Below are 23,635 nucleotides of genomic sequence, written 5' to 3' on the forward strand. Positions count from 1 at the left end.
AAGCTGAACCCCGTGATAGCTCGCTCAGCCGCCGCCCGAGCCGCGGCATCCGTTGTCCTCGCCGGCGCCCTGCTCGTAGGGACCACCGGCTGCACCTTCGTCTCGCAGCAGGCGACGCTCATCGAGTACGACCCGAGCGACGGCATCGGCACCCAGGTCGGCGACGTCGCGGTGCGCAACGCCCTCGCCCTCATCAATGAGGACGGCCACGCGGTCAGCCTGATGGTCACCTTCGTGAACACGGGCTCGAAGATCGCCAACCTGAGCATCCAGTACCAGTCCGGCGGCGAGAAGACCACGACCACCAAGTCGGTGCGCGCCGGTGATGTCGCCAGCTACGGCACGACTCCGGATGAGACGCAGATCATCATCCTGAACCCCGGTGTGAAGGCGGGCGGGCTGTACCCGGTCTACTTCCAGTACGGCGACAACGAGGGCAAAGAGCTGCTCCTGCCGGTGATGAACGCGGACAGCCACCCCGAGTACAAGGACCTGCTGCCGCCCGAGATCGAGCGCTAGGCAGGTTGAGTAGGGCGCTCCAGCGCCCGTATCGAAACCGGCAGCCCAGCTGGTTGAGTAGGGCGCTCTAGCGCCCGTATCGAAACCGGTTGCTCGACTTCGAGGTGTCGATACGGCCCTCGAGGGCCTACCCAACCCACGCTCACGCCTCGAAGCGGTACCCCAGCCCCCGCACGGTCACGAGCATGACCGGCTCCGACGGCTCCTTCTCGATCTTCGAGCGGATGCGCTTGATGTGCACGTCGAGCGTCTTGGTGTCGCCGAAGTAGTCGACGCCCCACACCCGGTCGATCAGCTGCCCGCGCGTGAGCACGCGGCCCGCGTTGCGCAGAAGCAGCTCAAGCAGCTCGAACTCCTTGAGCGGCATCGGCACGGTCACTCCGTCGACGCTCACCGAGTGTCGCTCGACGTCCATCCGCACGGAGCCCGCCTCGAGCACGGCCTCGTCGTCGTCCTCGGTCTCGACCCGGCGCCGCAGCACTGCCCGGATGCGCGCCAACAGTTCGCGGGTCGAGTACGGCTTCGTGACGTAGTCGTCCGCGCCGAGCTCGAGGCCCACGACGATGTCCACCTCGCTGTCCTTGGCCGTGAGCATGATGATCGGCACGCTCGAGCGGGTCCGCAGCTCGCGGCACACCTCGGTGCCGGGCAGCCCGGGGAGCATCAGGTCGAGCAGCACGAGATCGGCGCCGGCGCGGTCGAACTCGGCGAGCGCCGCGGGCCCGTCGGCGGCGATCGCGGTCTCGTACCCCTCGCGCCCCAGGAGGAACGCGAGCGGGTCGCTCAGCGAGGGCTCGTCTTCGACGATGAGGATGCGGGTCATTGCTGTGCTCCCAAGGATGCGGCTGCCGCGTGCGATGCCTCTGGCAGCCTGATGGTGAATGTCGATCCGTGCCCCGGCTGCGACCAGACGCGAACGTCCCCGCCGTGGTTCTGGATCGCGTGCTTGACGATGCTGAGCCCGAGACCGGAGCCCCCGGTGTTCCTGCTGCGGGCCGGATCCGTGCGGAAGAAGCGCTCGAACACCCGGTCCTGGTCTTCATCCGGGATGCCGACGCCCTGGTCGGTCACCGCGATCTCGATCACGCCGTCCCGGTTGCTGACGCCGATCCCGACGCGAGTGCTCTTCGGCGAGTACTGAATGGCGTTGGACACGAGGTTGTGCAGGGCGACCGCGAGCAGCGTCTCGTCGCCGTAGACCTCGGCGCCGGCATCCCCGCCGCTCACCAGCTGCACCTTGTGGGCCTCGGCGAGCACGCGGTTCTGGTCGATCGCCACCGCCACCACCTGGTCGATGTCGACGAGCTCGGCCTTGGCGAGGGCATCCGTCGCCTGCAGTCGTGAGAGTTCGATGATCTCCTGCGTGATGCGCGCCAGCCGCTCGGACTCCTTCGTCAGGCGCTTCGCGAACCGCTTGACCTGCTCGGGCTCGTCGCTCGCGCTGACGAGCGCCTCGGCGAGCAGGCCGACCGCGCCGATCGGGGTCTTGAGCTCGTGGCTGATGTTCGCCACGAAGTCGCGCCGCACCTCGTCGAGGCGGAACGACTCGGTGCGGTCCTCGGCGAGCAGCAGGATGTACCGCGCGCCCAGCCGGGCGATGCGCACCCCGAGGTAGATGGTCGCCTCGCCGAACGGCCCGCGCGAGAGGTGCAGCTCCTCGCTGACCGGGTCGCCATTGCGACGGACCTGGTCGACGAGCTTGGTGAGCTCGGGATGCACGAGCGCGCCGTTCCACACGAGACCGAGGCTGAGCGCCCCGGGCGACGCCTTGACGACGTTGTTCGACGGGTCGATCACGACGCCAGCCGATTCCAGGGCGTCGAGCACCTGGTCGACGCCGTCCGGGACCGCGGTGCTGACGACATCCACCGCCCGCTGGCCCCGCCGCGCTGCCACCAGGACGATCGCGAACACGCCCGCCCCGACGACAATGCCGAAGGCAAGGGCGGCCGGTACCAGCCACGCGGAGTCCATGGGGACTAGATTAGTTTCAATCTGCCGGGTGGGCCCGTCGGCGTTGCCCCACTGCCGCTCCACTTCAGGCGATGTTCATACCGTCGGCACCCCGCGTTAACCTAGCGCGGGCAGTCTGGCGGTGAACCGTGTGGGTTTCACTATGCCCACAACGAAGGGACCGTAAGCGTGCGCGAAGTATTCCAGCAGGAACTGCGAGAGGTGCAGGACCGCCTCGTCGAGATCTCGACCCTCGTGGCCGAGTCGATCGAGAACGCGACGCGAGCCTTCAACGAGTCCAACGTCTCGCTCGCCGAGACCGTGATCGCGGACGACGAGAAGATCGACACCGCCGCGGCCGAGCTCGACGAGCTCGCCATCAACATCCTGGCCCGCCAGCAGCCGGTCGCCCGCGACCTCCGCATCGTCGTCTCGGCGCTGCGGATCTCCGCGTCGCTCGAGCGCATGGGCGACATGGCCGAGCACATCGCGCAGCTCGCGCGGTACCGCTTCCCCGACAAGGTCGTCCCGAAGTCGCTGCGCGGCACGTTCGCCTCGCTCGGCGAGCTCGACGTCGCGATCGCGCGCAAGCTCGTCGAACTCCTCAAGACGGAGGACGTCAAGCTCGCCGAGGAGATCCGCAACGACGACGACAAGATCGACGCGCTGCACCTCTCGGTGTTCGACAAGGTGCTCGGCGAGACCTGGAAGGGCGCGGCGGTCGACACCGTCGACGCCACCCTCGCCTCGCGCTACCACGAGCGCTTCGCGGACCACGCGGTCTCCATCGCCAAGAAGGTCCAGTACTTGGCGACCGGCGACTGGGTCACCCCCTCGTCGAACTAGCCGGTTGAGTAGGCCGCCCGCGGCCGTATCGAAACCTCCCTCCCGTGACGCGGGCGCGCGCTCGCGCGCAGCTTCGCGCCCCCTCGACCTCCCCCGCCCCCGCGCCCTTCTCGGCGCCCCCTCCCTTCTCCGCGCCCTCGCCCTCCCCCGGGCACCCTCGCCCTCCCCCGCGCCCATGCGGACCTTTCGACACGATGCGGATGCCCCGGCGACCGCATCGTGTCAAAACCTCCGCATGGGCGGCGAGTCCTGACGCGCGCGCCCGCGCCGGGGCGGCGTTAACGCGATCGTTACCCGCACGGAGGGCCAAGGGCGCTAGGCTCGCTACTCCGTGCCACTCAGGCACGTCCCGTTGACCTGGAGGTGATCGCAGTGGCTCTCAACAACTACCGCGAAGCGCACACGCACGAGAGCAGCATCCAGCTGCCCGATGCGTTCCTCACGCGCGCCCTCCAGCACCTCGTGTAGTCGCGGACACTTTCTGTCCCGTGCCCTCGAGGCCCGGGACATCTCACTTTCGACACTGCAGGGTCGGAGATCCCGGGCGCATCCCGAATCCGACCTAACAGAATCGAAAGGACCATGAAGACAATCAACGCCCGGCTCAAGAGCTGGGCATCCATCCTCGACGCAAACGCGGAGGCGCAGGCGCTCACCACGTCGGCAATGCCGTTCGTGTTCCCGCACGTCGCGCTCATGCCGGACGCCCACCTGGGCCTCGGCGCGACCGTCGGCTCCGTCATCCCGACTCTGCGGGCTGTCATGCCCGCGGCCGTCGGTGTCGACATCGGCTGCGGCATGATCGCAGTCAAGACGCAGTTCGCCGCGTCGGAATTGCCGGCCGACCGGCGGGAGCTCCGGGAGCAAATCGAGCGAGCCATCCCGACGTCTGCCGGCGCTTACAACAGGAAGGTGGTGGCGACGGCGGAGCCCAGGATCGCCGAGCTCAAGGCGCTCGCCGACCAGCGGGGCTTCGACCCGAAGAGCTACGCCGGCAACTGGGAGCTGCAGCTCGGCACCCTCGGCTCGGGCAACCACTTCATCGAGGTCAGCCTCGACGAGACGGATGCCGTGTGGCTGTTCCTCCACTCCGGTTCCCGGGGCGTCGGCAACAAGATCGCCCAGCACCACATCAAGGTCGCCAAGGCGCTGATGGAGAAGTGGTGGATCACGCTGCCCGACCCCGACCTCGCCTACCTCGTCGAGGGAACGCCCGAGTTTGGGCGGTACATCGACGAGCTCACCTGGGCACAGCGGTTCGCCCTCCTCAATCGGGAGGAGATGATGGACCGGGTCGCGCGGCAGGTCTCCGAGTGGATAGGGACGCCGGTGGTTGAGTCCGAGCGGATCAACTGCCACCACAACTTCACCCAGAAGGAGAATCACTTCGGCAAGGACGTCTGGCTCTCGCGGAAGGGAGCGATCTCGGCCCGGGAGGGCGAGGCCGGCCTCATCCCGGGCTCGATGGGCACTGCGTCGTACGTGGTGGAGGGGCTCGGCAACCCGGTCGCGCTCCACTCTTCGCCGCACGGCGCGGGCCGGGAGTACTCCCGGTCCGCGGCGCGGAAGGCCTTCACGGTCGACGACCTGCGGACAGCGATGGCCGGGATCGAGTACCGGGACACCGACGCGTTCATCGACGAGATCCCGGCGGCGTACAAGCCGATCGACCAGGTCATGGATGACGCCTCCGACCTGGTGCGGATCAGGCACACGCTCCGGCAGGTCGTGAACGTGAAGGGCGACTAATCGGGGAGGCCCGGCGCTTCGGCGTCTGGCCTCTTCCCAGGACCACTCGTCCTCCCCACGGGATGACAGTGACTCTGGCTCCCCTCAAGCTGCAGCTGAGACGTTGTGCGGGCAACCGGGCGCCTTACTGTGACGCATGATCATCGAGAGTGGCTTTGACCTATACGAGCTGATGTTCGGCCCATTCCCGAACGACGATTGGCAGGTCGTCATCGCCTGCCTCGATAGCGAGATGCGGGTGATTCGGCTCAAAGCGATCGCCGCGCGGTATGCAGGGTCGCTAGATGCGCATCGCGATGACATCCTGGCCGCCATCGACGAATCAATCAGCTACTTCGCGATCGGCCATCGCGTACCGGACAACGGCCCACATGAAGACTTCTATCGCAAGTACGACCTGGACTCCGCCGTCATCAAGGAGCTCGAGCAGCGCGGCCTGACATTTCTTGGACATCAGGTCCATGACTCCGAGTACTGGGGATCTAGCGGGCCGGTGTACCACTTCGAAAGCTACCCCGGCAGCGAGACGATGCCGAGAAACCTAGTCATTCCGCCCCCTCATCCCTTTCTGAACTGCGAGTGCCTTGTGTGCGGTCCCAGGAACGCGGCGCGGGAGGAGGCGTGGCGAAAGCACTCGACGCCCGCCCCCTAGGACTTCGCACAATTAATGTATTACGATAAACGCGTCAGAGTCCATGTCGCGGCTCTCAAGCACGGCGTGAGCGAGCACGACGTGATGAGCGCCGCGATTGCGTATCTGGTCAGCGTGACGATCGAGGACAACCAGCCGGGTCGAGAACTTCGACTCGGATTCGACACCGCCGGGCGATTGTTGGAAACAATCGTCCTCCAACTAGACGACGGGAGCGACCTCATCATCCACGCAATGAAGGCCCGTTCAAGTTATCTGTATCTGGTTCCCGACGGGTGGCTCCGATGACCGAGTCCATGGGCGGAATACCGATAGACGACAAGCAGATTCTCGCCTGGGCTGACGAAGCCGAGGCCGGCTACGACGTACCTGCCCTCAAACGCCGAGGTCGACCCCGCATGGGAACGGCCGCGGCCCAGGTCACGACGTTGCGCCTCGAGCCCGAGCTCGACGCCGCGCTCGATGAGCGTGCTCGCCGCGATCACCGCACCCGCAGCGACGTTATTCGCGACGCCCTTCGCGCCTGGCTGGCAAGTGCCTAGGACACCAGCCGGATGAAGCGGCTCAGGTCGGCGACGCCCTCCGCCGTGAACGGCAGGAAGTCGACCAGCTCGGGTGAGTACAGCAGGTACGCCGCCCACTGCGCCCGGCTGATGGCCACGTTGAGGCGGTTGCCCGACAGCAGGAAGTCGAGGCCGCGGGGAACGTCGACCGGGCTCGACGCCGCGAGCGACACGATCGAGATCACGGCTTCCTGCCCCTGGAACTTGTCCACGGTCCCGACCCGCACGCCGGCGTAGTCGGCCAGAGCGAGGCGGATGCACTCCACCTGCGCGTTGTAGGGGGTGACCACGATGATGTCGTCCTGCGTGAGCGGCGTGCCGTTCCACTCGCGGCCGAGGTGCGCGCGCACGAGCTCGACCACGGCACGAGCCTCCTCGACCGAGTGGGTGGCGTTGCCGTGGTGCTCCACGGGGAGGGGGTGGAGCCCGGGGGCGACGCCCACGAGCATCCGGGCGTCCGCGCTTGGCGCTGAACGGAGGGCGCCGTCGTAGGCGAGCGCGGAGACGGGGGCCGTGATCGCGGAGTGCATGCGCCAGCTCTCGGCGAGGAAGTAGCCGTACTCGGGCGGCAGCACCGCGTGGCCGTCGGCGATGAAGCCGAGCGCGGACTGGTCGACCGGCGCCGGGTGGGTGCCCTGGCTCACCTGGGGCAGCTGCTGCGGGTCGCCGAGCAGGAGAAGGTTGCGCGCGCTCACGCTCACGGCGGCGGTCGCGGCGAGCGAGAACTGGCCGGCCTCGTCGATGACGAGCAGGTCGAACTGGAGGCGGCCGACGCGCTTGGTGTTGGTCATGTCCCAGGCGGTGCCGCCCATGACGTAGCCGGTGTGCTTGCGCTGCGCGAACAGCTGGTGCGTGTCCTTCGGCAGCTCGAAGAACGGCTCGTCGGCGTAGCTGCCGCCAGTCGGCGGAGCCTTAGCCACCCGCGTCGGGTCGAGCCCGGCCTTCACGACCGCGCGCAGCACGTTCTCGACAACCTTGTGCGACTGCGCGACGACGCCGATGCGCCAGCCGTGGTCGCGCACGAGCTCGGTGATCACGCCGGCCGCGAGAGTGGTCTTGCCGGTTCCGGGCGGCCCCTGCACGGCGAGGTACGAGTCATCGAGGTCGAGGATGCTCGCGACAACGGCTGCTCTGACGTCGCCGTCGACGGGGCTGAGCACGCCCGACTTGGTGCGGCTCGGGATGCGGCGGAGGATGTCCCCGATGGAGGAGCGCGGCCACGGCTCCTCGCACAGGCGGGCGCCCACCGTCTCGATCGCCTGCTGCAGGGACACGGCGCGGGGTGGTGGTCCGGGGACTATGGCGAGGGGCATCCCGGGCCATGGCTCTTGGCCGCCCGGGCAGCGCTCGGTGACGTAGACGATGTCGGGGTCGCTCTCGTCGGCGTAGACGCTGGAGGCGTTGACGGGCAGGCGCAGTCCGCCGCCGATGCGCGGGTCGCGGTAGGGGCCGGGCGGGTCGTAGAGCGTGAAGGCCTCGCCGGCGGAGGTGGCGCTGCCGGGGGCCCACTCGCCGCGGAGCCGTACCGTGCGGTAGCTCGCCGACGTCTTGGTGAACCACTCGGTGACGACCTCGCCGCTCGTGACGAGGAACACCCCGCGGGCATCCTGCCACTCCTCCACCGGGTACTCGAGGCGGGCGAAGTGCTCCCACCAGAAGCTCTTGTTCTCGCGGCGGTGGTAGTCGACCGCCGCGGACGCGAGCTCGAAGGCCCCTGACCCGTCTTCACGAGCCAGAAGCTGCCCGGCCAGCAGGCTTGGCTCGAACGGCAGCCGCTCCTCCACAGGCTCGTCGTACATGCCGGGCTGCACACCCTTGGTCGCGGCCTGCTGCAGCAGCCACTCGTGCAGCCGCAGTGTGGAGACGCAGTCGTACCGGTTGTAGTCGGCGATCGTCTCGAGCAGGCGCTCCTGCTCGCTCGGCTCGCTGCGCATCGCCAGGTCGTACTGCTCGATGGATGCCGCGGCGTTCGCGACCTCGCTCTCCCGCAGCTCCTCCCCCATGTACAGCGGCTCGAGTTTCTTGATCGAGTACGAGCGGCCGCCCACCCGTACGGTCTTCTTCACCAGCGGATACAGGTCGACGAGCACGTTGTCCCGCAGCAGGTCGTCGACGATGTGCTCGCCGACGCCGTGCCGCGCGGAGATGGTCAGGAGGTGCGTGCGCTCGTAGGAGGCGTAGTGGTAGATGTGCATGTTCGGGTACTGCGTTCTTCTGACCTGCACCCACGCCAGGAACTCCTCGAGGGCTTTTCGCTCGGCGTCGAAGTCGTGCGCCCAGAACGCGGTGAACGTCTCGTCGCGGTCGACGAGCCCCCAGAGGTAGTCGAGGCCCCAGACGTGCCCTTCCCTGTACAGCGGGTCGCCCTCGAAGTCGAAGAAGATGTCGCCGAGGTCGGGCTCGGGCAGGTGGCCGATGAGCTCGGGCGCGAACATGACGAACGGCGGGATCGGCCCTGTCGCCTGCAGCTGCAGCGCGGCCTGCTGCCGGAGTCCCGCCGGCGCATCCTCCGCCACCGCCAGCTGGTCGATCGTGACGATGCCCGCGTCGATCAGCTTCGCCCGCTGCGCCAGCCGCATCCCGGCGACAAGAAGCAGGTCTCGGGATGCCTCCACCTCCGGCTCACAGAACTCGCACCGCCCGTCGACGGAGTACCGGTGGTCGCCCCACTCGGCTGCCTTCTCGGCGGTTGCCCTCTCGTGCACGATCTGGTGCAGCCGCGCCTTGCGCTTCCGGTACACCGGGAGGATGTCGTTGACGTCCTGCGGCACCACCTCGTCGGTTCCGAGGATCAGCTCGACGGTCTCATCCGCCGGCACGTTCAGTCTCGTGAGTTGGTCGTAGTAGGCGGCGAGCTGCAGCAGCGCCGTCACCTTCACGGACCGCGCCAGCTTCGTATCCTGCACCCGATACCGCCCGTCGGGCTGCCGCACGATGAAGTCGGCGAACCCGATCATCGGGGCCTTCGGGTCGGACTCGTCGAAGAACGTGGCCTGGAACACGACCTCTGCGTTGTTCCGGAACGCCTCCTCGGTCTGCCTCGCCGCTTCCCTCAAAGCATCGCGCCGGATGCTCGGCCGCTCGATCTCGACAACACTCGTGTTCGCCCGGTAGTACTCGAGCCACCGGTTCTCGTGCTCGTCTCCGAGTTCGGCCGCCCTGGCCTCGAGCGGATCCCGCGGCACCCGCTCGATCTCGATCAGCCCGAGTTTGGCGTCGAGCTGCCGTGCGAAGGCGAACTCGCAGTGCGCGGCGGTGGTGAGGTCGCTCGGGCTCGTGACGACCGTGCCATCGAGCAGGAACATGGGGTCAGGTTAGCGGGAGCGTGCGTCATAGTTCCGCGTGGCCGCAGCCAATACACACGGTCGACTATCGTCACCTCTCCGGACCGCATCATCGACGCAGCGACGGTGTCGGCGAGCGAGGGATACAAATGCGGGTTCGTGGAGGCGGTGCGGGAGCCGGTGCCCCGGGGTGGCGCTATCGAACGCCCCATGCGCAACGCACTGCGGTGAGACCATTCGGATGTCCCCGGGCGTTGCGTGATCCACAAAGGTGGTCGTCTGTTGGGCCCCGGTGGTCTCTGCTAGCCTGGGCATCATCCCGACCTCGGATTGGTTGTCAAGAGCGTGAAGAGTCTCCCTGTCATCGATGTTTTCGCGGGGCCCGGGGGCCTCAATGAAGGTTTCAGCAGGGCGGGAAAGTCTTTAGGGGTCAAGTTTGAGACCGCCTTGTCGATCGAGATGGATCCCGTGGCGTGCCGTACCCTCCGGCTACGGTCCGTGCGACGTCTTTTGGAAGGCCAACCACAACTCGATAGGTACTACGACTACGTCACCGGAAGAATCACGGATGACGAGTTCAGGGCCGTTCCTGGAGTGAGCGCGGCGTTTGAGGTCGCCAATAGAGAAGTACTGCAGCTTGAGATGGGACCAGAGACTCGTCTCGTTTCACAAAGTGCAATTCGACTGGCTTTAGGCGATCGAATCGAGGATGACTGGGTTTTAATTGGAGGACCCCCCTGTCAGGCGTATTCGCTTGCTGGCAGGTCGCGCCGCGCCAACGACGAACTCTTCTCCGAGGACAAGAAGCACTTCCTCTACCGCGAGTACCTCGCAATCCTTCAAGATTTTGCTCCAGCGGTGTTCGTGATGGAGAACGTGAAGGGCCTACTTTCGTCAACTCATTCCGACAGTCCAATGTTTGAGACCATCATGAGAGACCTAAGTAATCCGAGATTAGGGCTCGAGTACGAAATCCTTTCTTTGGCCGTCAAGAGTGATGCGCCACTAAAGCCCAACGATTTCGTGCTTCGTGCGGAGAAATACGGAGTTCCCCAACGCCGCCATCGAGTCATTTTGGTGGGTGTGCGGAAGGACGTCTACGAGCGCGGATTCGTGCTCCCCACGATTGCAGAGGGTGCGAAAGTAACCGTGGGCGACGCGATCGGAGACTTGCCCCCAATCCGATCCGGAATTAGCCCAGCGACATTGGACTCTTTTGAGGCGTGGGACGGCGTCCGAACAACGGCGGCGGATCGGGCCGGCTATCTAGCCGTCTCCGGACAACCATCGAAGGGCAGTCGCTTCACGCCGCGCCTGCAGGAGGGTGCCTTGGCCGGAGAGTACCGGGAGTGGGTAAGCGCGCCAGCGCTGGGAGGGGTACTTCAGCACGAGGGGCGGTCGCACATGGTTGCGGATCTCGAACGCTACTTCCACATCGCGACGTGGGCCCAGAGGCACCGGGTGTCCCCGAAGTTGCGAGATCTTCCTTCTGATCTCCTCCCCCTCCATAAAAACGCAACTTCGGATCGGAACCCATTCGCGGATCGCTTTCGAGTCCAGATCGACTCGGAGCCTTCGACGACGGTCGTATCGCACATCGCGAAGGACGGCCACTACTACATCCATCCGGATCCGAGTCAGATGCGTAGCCTTACGGTTCGTGAAGCGGCGCGATTGCAATCCTTCCCCGACGACTACTACTTCGAAGGGAATCGCACACAGCAATACCATCAAGTGGGAAACGCCGTTCCGCCCCTCTTGGCCTGGAAGATCGGAAATGCGATTGCACACGCATTTAGCCGCATGAGCTAACGAACGGCAGGCTATAGCGCGTCGCGGATCTTCCGGATGAGATCAACCAGTTCCTGATCGCCGAGTGCGTCAACAGCGATGTGACTTCGGCGAGCCCGGATTTGCACTACCAAGTTTCGGACGAGGTCACTCCTAGTTACCCCCATCCCGATCAAGTCGGTCTCCAGGACGACTTGGTAGAAGCTACGGGCGAGCCTTTCGTTCCCCGACACCGTCGGCCGCTCCATCACTTGAACGAAGTCGTCCTCTCCGAAGGGCGACGCTCCTAGAGGCACGATCGATAGATCCGGCCCAAACGTCCAAGCGCGCCACCAGAGACGCTGAAGAGTATTTCGTGCGCCCCCAAGATATCTCTCCTCTGCCGCACTAGGAAAACGCCAAAATGGGATCTCAGGCAATAGCACCAATGACATGAACGACCACACCTCAGGTGCGGACGCGTCACCCGTGACAATGTCCATCGTGTCGAGTAGCAGTGTGGCGCATGCGCGGTCGAAGGCTGCCTGATCTTTGGCTGACAGACGATTCGGAAAGCCGAACTCGCGCGCTAGGCCGCGAACGAGCTTCTGAATCTCCTCAAGGTGCTGAGCGGTGGCCGGTCGCCCGCCCACCGGTGCAGGAGAAGCACTCGTGTGACTCGTAGCGCCCTCAACTCCCAATTCTTCCAATTCGAGCTCGTGGAACGACGTCAGCAGTTGACGGGCAGCGCTAGAGGGCAGCCGGGGAAACAACAACTTGCCCGCGTACTCGCTCGCCATCATTTGAACGCCTTCACAAACTGCTGAATATCGAGTTCTACCCGCTCCGGATGGTCCCGGCTCCAACCCTGCAAGGAGGCAGTCGAAGCAGTGGGCCAGATACGAGCTACAAGAAGACGCAGCACGTCTCCCAGCGCAACAGCTTCATGGTCGATCGGTCGGGCCAACACCTCCGCGGAACGAAGGGCTATGAACACCAATTGCCGGGTGACGTCCAACTCAAGGATGCGCGCCATCTTTAGGGCGTCTTCTTTGGTCGGGTCCGCGAGCATCGCTGCGACCGCGGTTGACGCGGAATTGAGAGTCAAGCGGACTGATGCCGCGAACAGCGAATCCATGTCGCTCTGGTCGATAGCGAGAACCCAAGGAGCGTCCTTTTGCCGGGGCCTAGTTTTCGCAAAGTCCTCGGTGTCCGTTGGGAACAGGCCCCCTTGCCCCTCGAGCATCGTGTCGTGGCGGACGGACCATAGGACGGAACCCTGCTCCGTTGCACCGCCGGGCGCAAGGGGTATCGGCGAAGCGCCCACGACCATGGTCTCGATCGTAAGTCGACCACCTAGCCAGTCGCCATTTAGGACCACATCCAACACCAACTCGTAGTGGTCAAGGTCCGGCACGTCCATTTTGAGTACGCACCGCTCTACCTTGGTGCTCGAGGATTTTGCTACCACGATCACTTGCAACTGACTCGTTTGGTGGAGTCGCGCGTGACTGCGAAGGCTTTCAATATTGATGGCTAGCCCGGCAACGATCCTGAGCTCGGCCTGGTAATCCCAAGCCTCGATGAGACGTGGAAGAGGTCCACCCAAATCACCGGCGAAGCTCCAACCGGAGTGGGCGACAGTATCGATCGGCGGCAGGAAAAATGGTGGGACCGAATACCTCATGGCGTTTCGACCTCGAGGACCTGGAAGTCAAAGGCCAAAGAAAGGTCGGTTGTGCGGGACGCGATGATTCGAACAGAAGTCGGGTCGCCCCCTAAGATTCGCAAACGCGCGTCCCTGCCAGTGAGTTCGGACCTGACACCGTCGATCTCTGCGGAACGTAGCGCAAGGCCTGGGTCCGCAGCGAAGTCCACTCCCCCGCCCGCAAGTGCGATTCCGACGGACACCCCGAGATCAGTTGTTACTTCCCGCGGACTTGGCGTCACCCTGAGCACGATTTCCGTCAGCGCCAAGGTACCGTCGCCCACGGGTCCCGAGCTAACAATCTCTACCCGCGCTTGTCGCTTCGAAGCACCTCCGCCTCGAGGGCGTTCGGCAGGCATTGCCGCAGTGCCAACCACACCGGCGACTAGATGTGCGAGCTTGTGAGCAACCACCGAAGTCGACGACACTGGCGCCTCCGGAGCGACGGATCGGGTACCCCAACGATCTTCCAGCACTCTTCGAATGTTCTGGAGGGTCATCTTCACGACCGATTTGTTCGTCCTATCGGGAATCAGGTCGGGGCGCCATGAATCATGGGTAGGCGGTTCGGCCATTGCAAAAACGTCATCGAGAGCGTCCTCCGACCTAAAAACACCCGTCCACTCAAAGCTTGCCTCCGGCGAGGCAGGGCCTTCAAGATACTCAACGACCAAATTGGGCGATCTCAGGAGTGCCACATGGTGCGCCGGCCCATCGATCATCGCCGCCGAGCGAGGGCTTTGGCTGTCCTCCGGAAAGTGTCCATCGTCGACCAGCGCCCGACCGCGCACCGCGAGCGGGACTGTCGCTAGTACTCCAGATAAGACCTTGGGTCGTTCAAGAACGATGCGACGCACCTGGAATCCCGGCGGACGATCGTCATCCGCCCGCTCAGCCGCCATTTCTTGGAACGCCTGAACGAAACCACCCAATGGTGGCCGCGATTCGGGGGTCGGCACTGGTATCCACTTCGAGTTCCAACGGACTGCGACTGACATCTCTGCCGGTTCTTCCCCGCGCGACACAAGCTTCGGCCACAAGTTCCAAAGCGCGGCCTCAGCGATGAATCGCATTCCCTGCTCGGCAGTTCGATCACCAAAGTCGGGTTGGACGATCATCAAGGTTGTGCCGGTTTCGTTTCCCTCGAACTTCGGCATACCTAAGGCGGCGGCCGCGAAATCTGCCTCGTCGTCGACCAAAGGTGTCGGTGCACCGTCGACCTCTCGCCCCCACCAGTGCCTGCCCGTGTGAAGTACATTGTTTTCTTTGAACTCGCCGCCAATCGCGCACGCCATAAGACGAGTCTGCAAGCGACCCTCGTGTTTCGCGCGAGAGTACACGACCACTGTATTTACCGAGGACACCACGTACGCGATCGTCTTTCCAAATCCGTAAGTACCGCCAGTGTGGCCCTGGGTATTCGCCTTACCCACGTTGAGCACGAAGTCGACCCAGTCGTAGACGTCGTCATCGCTGACGTCACTCGCAGAGACCGGCCCACCAAGTCCCCGTGTTCCGCGATCGGTGATGAAAAGCGCGGTGCCACTGTCAGGCAACCGATCCAACGCTGTGCCCTCGGCGAGCTCACGCTTAGTCAACAAAACATCAACCAGGAACGCTCGTTCATCAGGGTCGAGACCACGACCATGGATTACGAACTTGACGGATCTGGACCTTGGCTTCTTCGCATCCCAACTATTCTGCGCGGTCTCTCTCACCAGAACTGTCAACGGATCAAGTTGGGGGCGGCCCAGCAATTTGTAGAACCCTGCGGCGCCGATCGTCCCGCTCGGCGGGTACCGCTCGGGAATCCAGTCGACGTGGATCACTGTTCAGCCAAATCTACAAACACTGCCTCAAGTCTGCTGTTGGGCAAGGGCTCCGGATAGGGGCCAGTGAGATCCGCGACGTAGGAGAGCTGCAGAGTACCGGGTGGCAGCATGCCGCCTTCAAAACTACCGGGCACGATTCTTGGGAACGAGGGCTGGAGCGGGTCGAAGCACAAGATCTCCGACGGAGAGTATCGAGTCTCATAACTTTGGGCTTGGTGCCAGTCGAATCCTGCCTGTCGGAGCCGCTCCTCGAACAGCACCAAATCGTCGACCTTCGTCTCAATGTCTCGCACGAGATCGACGAGGCTCTCGCCACTATCACTCTCCTCGAACCGATAAACAAGCAGATACAGGGCCTCACCGGCGCTAACATCGAGCTGCTCCACCCCGTGGATCGTGACCCTCAATCCTTCTCGCGATAACGTGGACTTCACTTCAACATGACAGGCCTTGGTTCGGAGGTCGTGGATGGCCTTGGAAGGCCCCTCCCAACTCAAGATGGAACCACCGGCGGCGAGCACGCTACGGACCGCAAAGAGTTCCCCAAGCAGACCGATCTCTTCGGGTTTCTTTAGCCGCGGACCCGCAACTTCGGAGAAGAGCGCTCGCCAGCGGCCAAATGCGATTCGCATGTCTCGACCGGGTTTCCCGCTCGCGATGACCGAGTCAACAAGTTCACTAGAGAACTGCGAGAAGACGTCGTCGAGTCGGCGATCGGTACATACCGTGCTCGCATAGCGCCCCTCAGGGAGGTGCACGGCCCGCAACTGAAGCGGCTTTCCCTGTCCCGCGTCACCGAATTGCTCGGCGGCGAGTAGAGGCACCAAGACGTGTCGGTTACCGAGTACATCTATACCTGCCAGCACTTCGCGGCCGTCTGCCAGGGTTAGTGCGGGTGCCACGGTGAGCGATCTGCCGTCCGGGATGGGTGCCTCAGCGAGCACTGCCCAAATTGAGGGGAGATCGAATTCAGCCATCGAGGCTCACGTCATCGCGCGACCCTTCGGAATCTTGGTACGGCTCTTCGTTCTCGCTGTCGTCCAAGCTGTCGCCGCCCTCAAGATCCACTTGTATTCTGCTGCCATCTTCGGAATCGGGCGCCGCTTTCGGAAAGACAATCGCTATACCGATGAGCACATCTGCCGCGTCCAAGGGACTGCGTCCAGGGACTCCGTCCTTTGGGGCCGAGTCCGCCGCGATCGGATAGACGAGCAACAACGGCCTCCCGAGTGAATTCCGTGCAAGCTGAATCGTGTGATCGTCATCCTCCGTCGTTAGCGTGCCACTAAGGTCCGCTAAACGGTCCTGCCGAGACATGAGCGTCCCGATGTTCGCCGTCACAGCGTCCGATGATGCCTTAAGTTTTGAACGAGAGATTGGGTTGACCGAAATACCTAGATCGAGAGGATTGCCCGTCCGGAGCGAGTTCACAGCTACATTCCAAGTGGTGAGCGCGCCATGATCGAGTTGGTCGCGGACGTAAGCAGCCACCAAGCCGCCAGCCATGTCAGAAGAATCATGGAAGGAGAAGGCGTCCAAGAAGTCCAAGATCTGTGACGAGTCGATGCTCGTGAACAGCCTGTACGAGTCGCTGGCACTCGCGTCCGCATCAGTTCGTATCGCGCCGATTAGTCTCTTGGTGGCAGCCAAGTTTGCGGCGATCTTCGTGACGTCGCGGTAGTTGAAGTAAGTAGTTTGAGGACGGTGCTCTGAAAACGATGAAGTAGCCCGCACCGCGAAGTGCATCTTATTGGCCGCGGTGACGGACATCCTCGGGTGAAGAAGGATTCGTACTGCGAGTTCTCTCGGCGTTGCTACCCCACCGCGGTAGCGATCTATCTCCTTTCGAATGTCGCGTTCGACTACCGACAGGAATCTGAAGTCGTTGGCGAGGGACTGGGTGGTCCATACGCGAGGAAGGTCTTCATATCGAGGTCGATAGCCGAACCAGCGCCCCATCTGTAGAACGCTGTCATACGACCCCGCCCCTCGCAGAAAATATGAACTCACCAGGCCGTAGAGCGTGAGACCACGAGAGAGGGTGTTCCCGCCAATGGCAATCACAGTCGCTGGGTCATCGGCGTACAGGAGCCTTTCCGACGACTGACTGTTGTCTGCGACTACTTTCAGGTCAGTGAGAACCGGACCGATAATGTCGACAAGACCTGCGAACGGGATGGGGTCATGGCCATAGAGGCCGGGTGGCTCCGCAATTTGCTCGAAGTCCCACTGTTCCTTCCACTTCATTCGATCTCCGTCTGCCCACGCGCGTCGCAGTACGACGACGTGCTCTTGAATGGCCGGCACCATCGACAGGTGGTGTGCAACCCTAGATGAAGTGTGGATAAGCATGCTCGAGTGCTTGGTAGCCCCTGTTCGATAGCGTCGGGCTGCGGTGGCAAGCACGAACCAGCGGATTGCATCGCCAAGTCCCTCCGGAACCTGAGCCTCAAAGGCACTTCCGCGCGAGGGCTTGAATAGCTTTTCTTCATCGTCGTTCACGATGCGAATGACGTCATGATCAACCGGAGCTTCTGGATCTTCGCGGTCAAGACCAAATAGTTCCTCCGCGCCAAAATAGCCGTCAGGCTTTGGCAACGAGTAGATGAAGCTCCGAGGGTAAATATCCGTCGCGTCCTTAGGATTCGCGAGGACATTGGCGAAGGGTGTGGCTGTGTACCCCACATAGGCGACCCGCGGCAACGCGAGCAGCCCAACGATCTCCTCGTTCACTCTTGTACGGTCCAATTCCGGATCTTTGTGAGCGTTCGGACTGGCCTGGTCGGCTTCGTCGTCAATGATGAGGACGGGACAATGCTCAAGCCCGTTCTGAAGGTGGGCTTGCTCAAGCCATTTTCGAAGACGAGCCAATCGCGAAACGTTCTTCTTGACTACCGCAATGAGCTTCAACTCTGTACCAGCCACAAGCGGGAGGGCCTTCACTGGGTTCCCGAAATCACTCCACTCGTCCGTAAGAGCAATCCAGTCCGCAGGATTCAGAGTGGTCAGCTGCTCGTCCAAGCGCAACTGTGTTTGGCGGCGGAGCGCATTGTGAACACCAGAAAGAACGATGAACATTCGATATCCGGCGTCAGCCGCCTTCGCAATGGTCGCCGTGAAATTGGCAGTCTTGCCAGACTGCACATATCCCACGACCAATCCACGAGTCTTGATCGTTGCAGCCAACGGATTGCCTAGAAGTCCGACGATCGACTCTGATGCGTCATCTATGGATGGCACGGCATGCACCCAACCCGGGTCGGACTGAAGGAAGGACTTCAGCGCTGGCCAGTACTTGTCACCCTCTTGAGGGCCGAGGTACCAAGATCCGCCATCATCTTCCGGGTCAACCACTGCACCTCGGACGAGCACGCTGCGCCTCTGTTCCAGCACCTCGTTGCGGAATTCCAAAACTCGATCAACCATGAGGTCATCGTCGACCATGACTCGCAATTCATGTACCGCCTGGTCAAGAGTCACACCGCGATTCAGGACCTGCGTCAGGTTCTTGAGCGTCAGTTCTTCGCGAGGTGTCAGAGTCATCATGCTCCAGTCGTTCTTTGCGCGGCCCCAGGGTCAAACATAGGGGAAACTCACGTCCAACCCACGTGCCAATGTCCTAGGCGCCGAGGCGATTGCAGTGAACGGTCGCAATCCTGCAGCAAGGCCTTGAACTGGACTCGCGCAGAGCTTGCGATAGTTGTACACGCACTTGATGAGAACGGCCGGACGTGGATTCGAGCGACCCGCGTGAAGCGCAGAAGATCTCTCAACCTTGCTGCGAACGGGGCTCTTATCAACCAAGCGTCCTGGGTCACCCCGTTAGTGTTGAAAACAATTGTCGAGGAGAAACGGCAATAGCCATACTCCGGTGCAAATGACCGGACGTGCGTGCTATTTTTTCGCGCCCTGCGCCGCCACCGCCGCCGCGCCGGCGGCTGCAGCCTCGGGGTCGAGGTACTTCGCCGGACCGGTCGGCTTGAACTCGTCATCGAGCTCGTACACCAGCGGGATCCCCGTGGGGATGTTTAGCTCCGCGATGTCCTCGTCCGAGATGCCGTCCAGGTGCTTCACCAGCGCGCGCAGGGAGTTGCCGTGGGCCGTGACCAGCACCGTCTGGCCTGAGGCGAGGGACGGGATGATGTCCGACTCCCAGTAGGGGAGCATCCGGTCGATCACGATCTTGAGGGACTCGGTGCGGGGGATTTCGCCGTCGATGCCGATGTAGCGTTCGTCGTGCACTTGCGAGTACTCGGCGTCGTCGTCGAGAGGGGGCGGGGGAACGTCGAAGCTGCGCCGCCACTCCATGAACTTCTCAGCGCCGTACTTCTCGAGGGTCTCGGCCTTGTCCAGCCCCTGCAGCGAACCGTAGTGGCGCTCGTTGAGGCGCCACGACCGCTTGACCGGGAGCCACGCGCGGTCGGCGACATCCAGAGCAATGTTCGCCGTCTGGATCGCGCGGGTCAGAACGCTCGTGTAGAGGATGTCGGGCTTGAGTCCCGAGGCGGCGATGAGCTCACCCGCGCGCTTGGCCTCGGCGATGCCCTGCTCGCTGAGTCGCACGTCGACCCATCCTGTGAAGAGGTTCTTCTGGTTCCAGTCGGAGTTGCCGTGGCGGAGCAGGATGAGCGTGTGGGTCATGGGTCCAGCGTACCGATCCGCGGCTAGGGCGCGAGGCTGCCTTTGGCTCGAGGCGCCTTGGTATCCGACGATGGGCGCGGCGGACTAATTTGAAGCATGACTAGTCCCACGACCCTCAGCAATGGCGCAGCCGCATGGCTTGCCCTTGCCGTAGATGGTGTCCGTGAACATGGCGGCAATGACGGTTATTCGGATGAGCCGACTACCCGATACTCTTGGGATACGACGGTGCCCAATCACTCGAAAGTGGCCGTCGGCGATGCCATCGTCCTCTGGGACAAAAGAGCTCTTCTAGGCGCATCCATCATCGAGTCGATAAACCTCGTGGACACCACCAAGCTCCTGCACAAATGTCCCAACTGCGGCCGCGCCAAAATCAAGGGGCGCTCGAACAAGACACCCACTTTCCGGTGCTACGCATGTTCGACGGAGTTCGTCAGTCCCCAATCCATCACGATGGAAGTGGTGACATATTCAACGTTCCACCAATCGGGATGGGTGGACCTCAGCGGGACGCTCGATGGGACACAGATGAGGAACCTCTGCGTTTCCCCAAAGTCGCAGCTAAGTATCCGGCCACTACGTTGGACGGAGTTTCGGATCGCAGTTGAGAGCCTCGACCTCGGGGATGCTTTCACCAACTTTGACGCGACGGCGGATCGAATTGTTGGAGGTCACATTGTGGCGACCGTAAGGTTGCGCATTGGTCAGGCTTCATTCAGAAAGCAACTCCTGAAGGAGCAGGGCTCGAACTGCGCATTCACCGGGCCTAGCCCGGAATCGGCGCTAGAGGCGGCGCACCTGTACAGCTATGCGAACGAGGGAAAGCACCATCAGTCGGGCGGACTCCTGCTTCGCCGTGACATCCACCGCCTCTTCGATGTAGGTGGCCTCGCGGTTAATCCATCGACCGTGACGATCGACGTTAGACCTGACCTCGTGGAATACCCCTTGTATGCGTCGCTACAAGGGAGACCGGTCGCGGCGCAACTGACAGCGAAGCACAAGGACTGGCTATCCCTCCACTGGATCCAACATCGCCTCTAGAGGTTCGCGCGCCGACTCTTGACGAGTTCGGCGATCGAGTCGGCGATCCCGTCAGGGTCTTCGTGCTCCCAGAAGCGGGCCACAGCCCACCCAGCGTCTTCGAGCCGTTGCGTGTTCTCAAGGTCTCGGGCGATGTTCCTCTCGATCTTTGGCCACCAGTAGTGGGCGTTCGTCTTTGGTTGGATGTAGTGAAGGGGGCAACCGTGCCAGAAGCATCCGTCGATGAAGATCGCGATTCGCTGGCGAGTGAAGACGATGTCGGCGCGGCGGCGCTTGTCGAGCGGTGCGAAGTCGACGCGGTATCGGAGACCTCGAGCGTGGAGCGCTCGGCGGACGCGCAGCTCGATCTGCGTGTCCCGCCGCTTGTTGGCCAGCATCGACTTCCGGACTGCTGGGCTGCTTGCCCATGACTCCATCTGTTCGAGGCTACGCCTCTACGAGGCGCCCTCGGGCAGTACTGCTCGCAGGTACTCGCGAAGCTCCGGATCGCATGCGTAGACATAAGTCCCGCGGATGCCACGCGTGAGAAGCACGCCGTAGATGTTGGTTATGAACTGCAGCAGGTCGGCGTCACTGTAGGTGATGCCGAGTACCGGATTGTTCTCCTTGCCCTTCTTGTCGGCGTAGGAATCACGGTCGACGTACATCTGGCGCTTGTCCGGGTCGTACCGCAGCTCGGGGCCGATGATCACGCCAACATAGTTCAGGTCGTAGCCTTGGACCGTGTGAATCGATCCCACTTCACTCAATGAGCCCGGCGCATTGATCCAGTCTCGGTCGGTACTGTTCCAGCGGAGCTGAAGACCGTCTAGTTCGATATCGAATGCATTGATGTCTTTCTTGCTCTTCCACTCCCACGCATAACCGGCCACGAGACGGGCAAGGCCGAACTCCTCGTCCCTGGCCTTGATGACGTCCTGCAGAGCGCCTAGGTCGTCAAACAGCTGGATGTCGTAGTCAGCGAGGACGGGTCGGCGGGGAGCTGTGGTCTGATCCGCCCGCAGGACCTCACGTATGTAGCGGACATAGTCGAAGCCTGCTTTGACCCGCATCTGAGTCGTCAGCGGAAAGAATCGCCCGTTCGTACGCGCGGTGGCGACCAATGCCTCGAGCGTACGGCGCGGAAGATCCGCCGGACGCACACTCTGAGCCGCATCAACGAGGAAGATCTGGTGCTTGCTTCGGGCAATGATCCAGTTCAGCTGAGTTTTGGTCTTGTCGTCGGCGCCGAAGAGCGCGTGGTTGATCTCGGCGAAGTTCTTGTTCTGCACACCGGACGGCTGGTTCGCGCGGTGGTTGAGGCGGTGGGTTTCGTCGACAATCAACAGGTCGTAGTCACCGCTCCCCTTCCCCACCTCGAACGGGGAGAGAACCATCGCCTCGTTCAAACCAGGGGTCTTCTTGAAGACTCGCTTGATCGACTGGCGCAGGGACTGCTGGGGGATGACGAGTCCGATCCGGAAGCCTTCGAGCAGCTCTCGGTACCCCTCGGTGAAGAACTCCGAGAATATGGAGTCGCTGTCGACGACCTCGTCCGGTGAAGAGGCGGCGATGTCGATGAGCAGCTTCGCCATGAAAATGCCCACCACTGTCTTGCCGGTTCCCGGGTCTCCCTGGATGGCGATCGTGCTTGACGTTCCGGTCTGTAGATCCGTGAAGAGACCATTGAGAATCTCCTCGACGGCGATCGCCTGATCCTGGTTGAGCGCCTTGAACGGCGAGAGTTTGAAGAGATCGCTGTTCTCGATCTGGGAGATGCCGCGGCTGAACAACCCCTCGTTTCTGAGCTGCTCGAACACCTGGTCGAACGTCTCCTGGTAGAGCGAACGACTGTAGTAGTCGGCATCCGTGATTCCCTCATTGCGATTGAGCACGCGGAACTTACCGTCCCCCGCGAGGAGCCGGATGAGGTAAGACTCAAGGTCGAGACAGGCAGACTTGTTGAAGGTCTCATCCACCACTACCCGGATCGTCCTGAGGTGCTTCTTCGCGGGCGTGCCGAGATGCTGCAGCAGACGGGCGCCCCCATTGACGGACTCCCCCACATAGATGTCGCTCAACCCTGAGCGCACTGGTTGTGAGTCGTCCAAGAGGTAGACGACCGGCCAGTTCGTGTGTCGCGGCGACCGCTCAGACCATTGCTTTACAGAAGGGGCATTGAAACTGAGGTGCTCTATATCAAAGGGAGTCATACCGGTCGCTCTTGCCTCGAGCCTTCTCGACGGGATACTTCTCGCGCGTGATGGCGAGTTTCTCGAGCACGATCTCATCCGGGTCGAGACCCATTCGATCAGCAAGGAGAAGACAGTACGTCAGCACGTCGGCGAGTTCATCGCGCACTCGTTCGGGAGCCGCATCCGGGGACCATTGGAAGCACTCGAGCAGTTCGCTCGCTTCGATCGCGATGCTCTTGGCCAGGTTCTCCGGGACATGGAACTGTGCCCAGTCCCGCTCCGCGACGAAGGCTCGGAGTTGTTGGAGGGTGGAGTCGGTGTCCATGGCGCTCAGGCTACTGCCTCATGCGTGTCTAACCAGCCGCCGTAGGCTGGCCCCAATGAACCCCCGCCAGCGCGCACCCCGGCCCCGGGCCGAGCGCCCCAATCCCTACCGCTTCAGCCCGACCTTCATCCGGGCGATGACGATCATCCTCTGCATCGCCATCGTGGTGCTGCCCACGGTGGGGATCATCTACGGCGCCACCCTCGGCTCCGACTACGCGGAGTGGCAGAGCGTCCTCGCATTCGCGCTCATCATCGGCGGGTTCGCGGTTCCGCTGATCGCCGCGTCGGTGCTCGGCGGGGAAGCCATCCGGCGCGGAGGCGGGTTGGTCGGGTTCCTGTTCGCGGCGGGGCTGATCGGCGGGCCGACCGGGTCGGTGATCGGCATCCCCTGGCTCGCGGTCGTCGGGTACATCGCGCTCGGGCTCGGTGTCGTCCTGTTCTTCGTCATCGGCTTCGCGTCGAAGGTTCCGATCTGGATCGGCTCCCGCGACTCGAAGACCATGAGCTGGAACGACCCTGACAACCCGGACACGACCAACACCTAGTCCGCCGGTATCGGAGCGGACGCGC

General features: G+C 62.9%; 21 protein-coding genes. 9 read left to right on the forward strand and 12 right to left on the reverse strand.

Features of this window, described 5'->3' with window-relative positions:
• Positions 1-12 precede the first annotated feature (12 nt).
• Positions 13-519 (forward strand): hypothetical protein, encoded by a 507-nt coding sequence (locus AC1RTC_RS16865; protein ID WP_493157720.1) that lies wholly within the window; start codon positions 13-15, stop codon positions 517-519.
• A gap of 142 nt (positions 520-661) precedes the next feature.
• On the opposite strand, the gene AC1RTC_RS16870 is transcribed toward AC1RTC_RS16865, so the two are convergent.
• The gene (locus AC1RTC_RS16870; protein ID WP_493157722.1) at positions 662-1,342 is read right to left on the reverse strand and encodes a response regulator; all 681 of its coding nucleotides are present in this window, start codon (positions 1,340-1,342) and stop codon (positions 662-664) included.
• On the reverse strand, positions 1,339-2,493 hold the full coding sequence (locus tag AC1RTC_RS16875) for a sensor histidine kinase (RefSeq protein ID WP_493157723.1): 1,155 nt from the start codon (positions 2,491-2,493) through the stop codon (positions 1,339-1,341). Before AC1RTC_RS16875 ends, AC1RTC_RS16870 begins: the two co-directional genes overlap by 4 nt.
• Positions 2,494-2,661: 168 nt before the next feature.
• Here AC1RTC_RS16875 and phoU point away from each other — a divergent pair, with 168 nt between their 5' ends.
• From phoU to AC1RTC_RS16900, 5 genes are all read left to right on the forward strand, one after another.
• On the forward strand, positions 2,662-3,318 hold the full coding sequence (phoU, locus tag AC1RTC_RS16880) for a phosphate signaling complex protein PhoU (RefSeq protein ID WP_493157725.1): 657 nt from the start codon (positions 2,662-2,664) through the stop codon (positions 3,316-3,318).
• 582 nt (positions 3,319-3,900) lie between these two features.
• A complete protein-coding gene (locus tag AC1RTC_RS16885) occupies positions 3,901-5,067 on the forward strand; it encodes an RtcB family protein (RefSeq protein ID WP_493157727.1) in 1,167 nt (388 codons plus the stop codon).
• A gap of 136 nt (positions 5,068-5,203) precedes the next feature.
• On the forward strand, positions 5,204-5,719 hold the full coding sequence (locus AC1RTC_RS16890; protein ID WP_493157729.1) for a hypothetical protein: 516 nt from the start codon (positions 5,204-5,206) through the stop codon (positions 5,717-5,719).
• A 66-nt stretch (positions 5,720-5,785) separates the two neighbouring features.
• Entirely contained in the window at positions 5,786-6,007 is a 222-nt protein-coding gene (locus AC1RTC_RS16895) for a hypothetical protein (RefSeq protein WP_493157731.1), read from the forward strand.
• A complete protein-coding gene (locus AC1RTC_RS16900; RefSeq protein WP_493157733.1) occupies positions 6,004-6,261 on the forward strand; it encodes a ribbon-helix-helix domain-containing protein in 258 nt (85 codons plus the stop codon). Before AC1RTC_RS16895 ends, AC1RTC_RS16900 begins: the two co-directional genes overlap by 4 nt.
• Here AC1RTC_RS16900 and AC1RTC_RS16905 read toward each other — a convergent pair.
• Positions 6,258-9,587: a TM0106 family RecB-like putative nuclease gene (locus AC1RTC_RS16905; RefSeq protein WP_493157734.1), complete on the reverse strand. Its 3,330-nt coding sequence runs from the start codon at positions 9,585-9,587 to the stop codon at positions 6,258-6,260. The genes AC1RTC_RS16900 and AC1RTC_RS16905 overlap by 4 nt on opposite strands.
• Positions 9,588-9,911: 324 nt before the next feature.
• Between AC1RTC_RS16905 and AC1RTC_RS16910 the strand changes: the two genes are divergently transcribed.
• The gene (locus tag AC1RTC_RS16910; RefSeq protein ID WP_493157736.1) at positions 9,912-11,378 is read left to right on the forward strand and encodes a DNA cytosine methyltransferase; all 1,467 of its coding nucleotides are present in this window, start codon (positions 9,912-9,914) and stop codon (positions 11,376-11,378) included.
• 11 nt (positions 11,379-11,389) lie between these two features.
• Here AC1RTC_RS16910 and AC1RTC_RS16915 read toward each other — a convergent pair whose 3' ends face one another.
• The 6 genes from AC1RTC_RS16915 to AC1RTC_RS16940 all read right to left on the reverse strand — a co-directional run bounded on the left by AC1RTC_RS16915 (position 11,390) and on the right by AC1RTC_RS16940 (position 19,517).
• Positions 11,390-12,139: a DUF6339 family protein gene (locus AC1RTC_RS16915; RefSeq protein ID WP_493157738.1), complete on the reverse strand. Its 750-nt coding sequence runs from the start codon at positions 12,137-12,139 to the stop codon at positions 11,390-11,392.
• Entirely contained in the window at positions 12,136-13,023 is an 888-nt protein-coding gene (locus tag AC1RTC_RS16920; RefSeq protein ID WP_493157740.1) for a hypothetical protein, read from the reverse strand. The genes AC1RTC_RS16915 and AC1RTC_RS16920 overlap by 4 nt, the downstream gene beginning before the upstream one ends.
• Positions 13,020-14,873 carry a hypothetical protein gene (locus AC1RTC_RS16925; RefSeq protein ID WP_493157741.1) on the reverse strand — a complete coding sequence of 618 codons (1,854 nt, stop codon included), beginning with the start codon at positions 14,871-14,873 and terminating at the stop codon, positions 13,020-13,022. The genes AC1RTC_RS16920 and AC1RTC_RS16925 overlap by 4 nt, the downstream gene beginning before the upstream one ends.
• Positions 14,870-15,853 (reverse strand): PD-(D/E)XK motif protein, encoded by a 984-nt coding sequence (locus tag AC1RTC_RS16930; protein ID WP_493157743.1) that lies wholly within the window; start codon positions 15,851-15,853, stop codon positions 14,870-14,872. Before AC1RTC_RS16930 ends, AC1RTC_RS16925 begins: the two co-directional genes overlap by 4 nt.
• The gene (locus AC1RTC_RS16935; protein WP_493157744.1) at positions 15,846-18,422 is read right to left on the reverse strand and encodes a Z1 domain-containing protein; all 2,577 of its coding nucleotides are present in this window, start codon (positions 18,420-18,422) and stop codon (positions 15,846-15,848) included. Before AC1RTC_RS16935 ends, AC1RTC_RS16930 begins: the two co-directional genes overlap by 8 nt.
• A gap of 348 nt (positions 18,423-18,770) precedes the next feature.
• Positions 18,771-19,517 carry a phosphoglyceromutase gene (locus AC1RTC_RS16940; RefSeq protein WP_493157746.1) on the reverse strand — a complete coding sequence of 249 codons (747 nt, stop codon included), beginning with the start codon at positions 19,515-19,517 and terminating at the stop codon, positions 18,771-18,773.
• 228 nt (positions 19,518-19,745) lie between these two features.
• On the opposite strand from AC1RTC_RS16940, the gene AC1RTC_RS16945 reads away from it, so the two are divergent.
• The gene (locus tag AC1RTC_RS16945; RefSeq protein ID WP_493157748.1) at positions 19,746-20,564 is read left to right on the forward strand and encodes an HNH endonuclease; all 819 of its coding nucleotides are present in this window, start codon (positions 19,746-19,748) and stop codon (positions 20,562-20,564) included.
• Here the strand turns inward: AC1RTC_RS16945 and AC1RTC_RS16950 are convergent.
• From AC1RTC_RS16950 to AC1RTC_RS16960, 3 genes are all read right to left on the reverse strand, one after another.
• Positions 20,561-20,980 (reverse strand): very short patch repair endonuclease, encoded by a 420-nt coding sequence (locus AC1RTC_RS16950; protein ID WP_493157750.1) that lies wholly within the window; start codon positions 20,978-20,980, stop codon positions 20,561-20,563. The two genes, AC1RTC_RS16945 and AC1RTC_RS16950, sit on opposite strands and share 4 nt — an antisense overlap.
• An 18-nt stretch (positions 20,981-20,998) precedes the next feature.
• Positions 20,999-22,624 (reverse strand): DNA/RNA helicase domain-containing protein, encoded by a 1,626-nt coding sequence (locus AC1RTC_RS16955; protein WP_493157752.1) that lies wholly within the window; start codon positions 22,622-22,624, stop codon positions 20,999-21,001.
• A 118-nt stretch (positions 22,625-22,742) separates the two neighbouring features.
• Positions 22,743-23,063 (reverse strand): nucleotide pyrophosphohydrolase, encoded by a 321-nt coding sequence (locus tag AC1RTC_RS16960; protein ID WP_493157754.1) that lies wholly within the window; start codon positions 23,061-23,063, stop codon positions 22,743-22,745.
• Between the two features lie 55 nt (positions 23,064-23,118).
• Between AC1RTC_RS16960 and AC1RTC_RS16965 the strand changes: the two genes are divergently transcribed.
• Positions 23,119-23,610 carry a hypothetical protein gene (locus tag AC1RTC_RS16965; protein WP_493157756.1) on the forward strand — a complete coding sequence of 164 codons (492 nt, stop codon included), beginning with the start codon at positions 23,119-23,121 and terminating at the stop codon, positions 23,608-23,610.
• The last annotated feature ends 25 nt before the right edge of the window (positions 23,611-23,635 follow it).

The organism is Rhodoglobus sp. GW821-FHT12B09 (assembly GCF_058809925.1).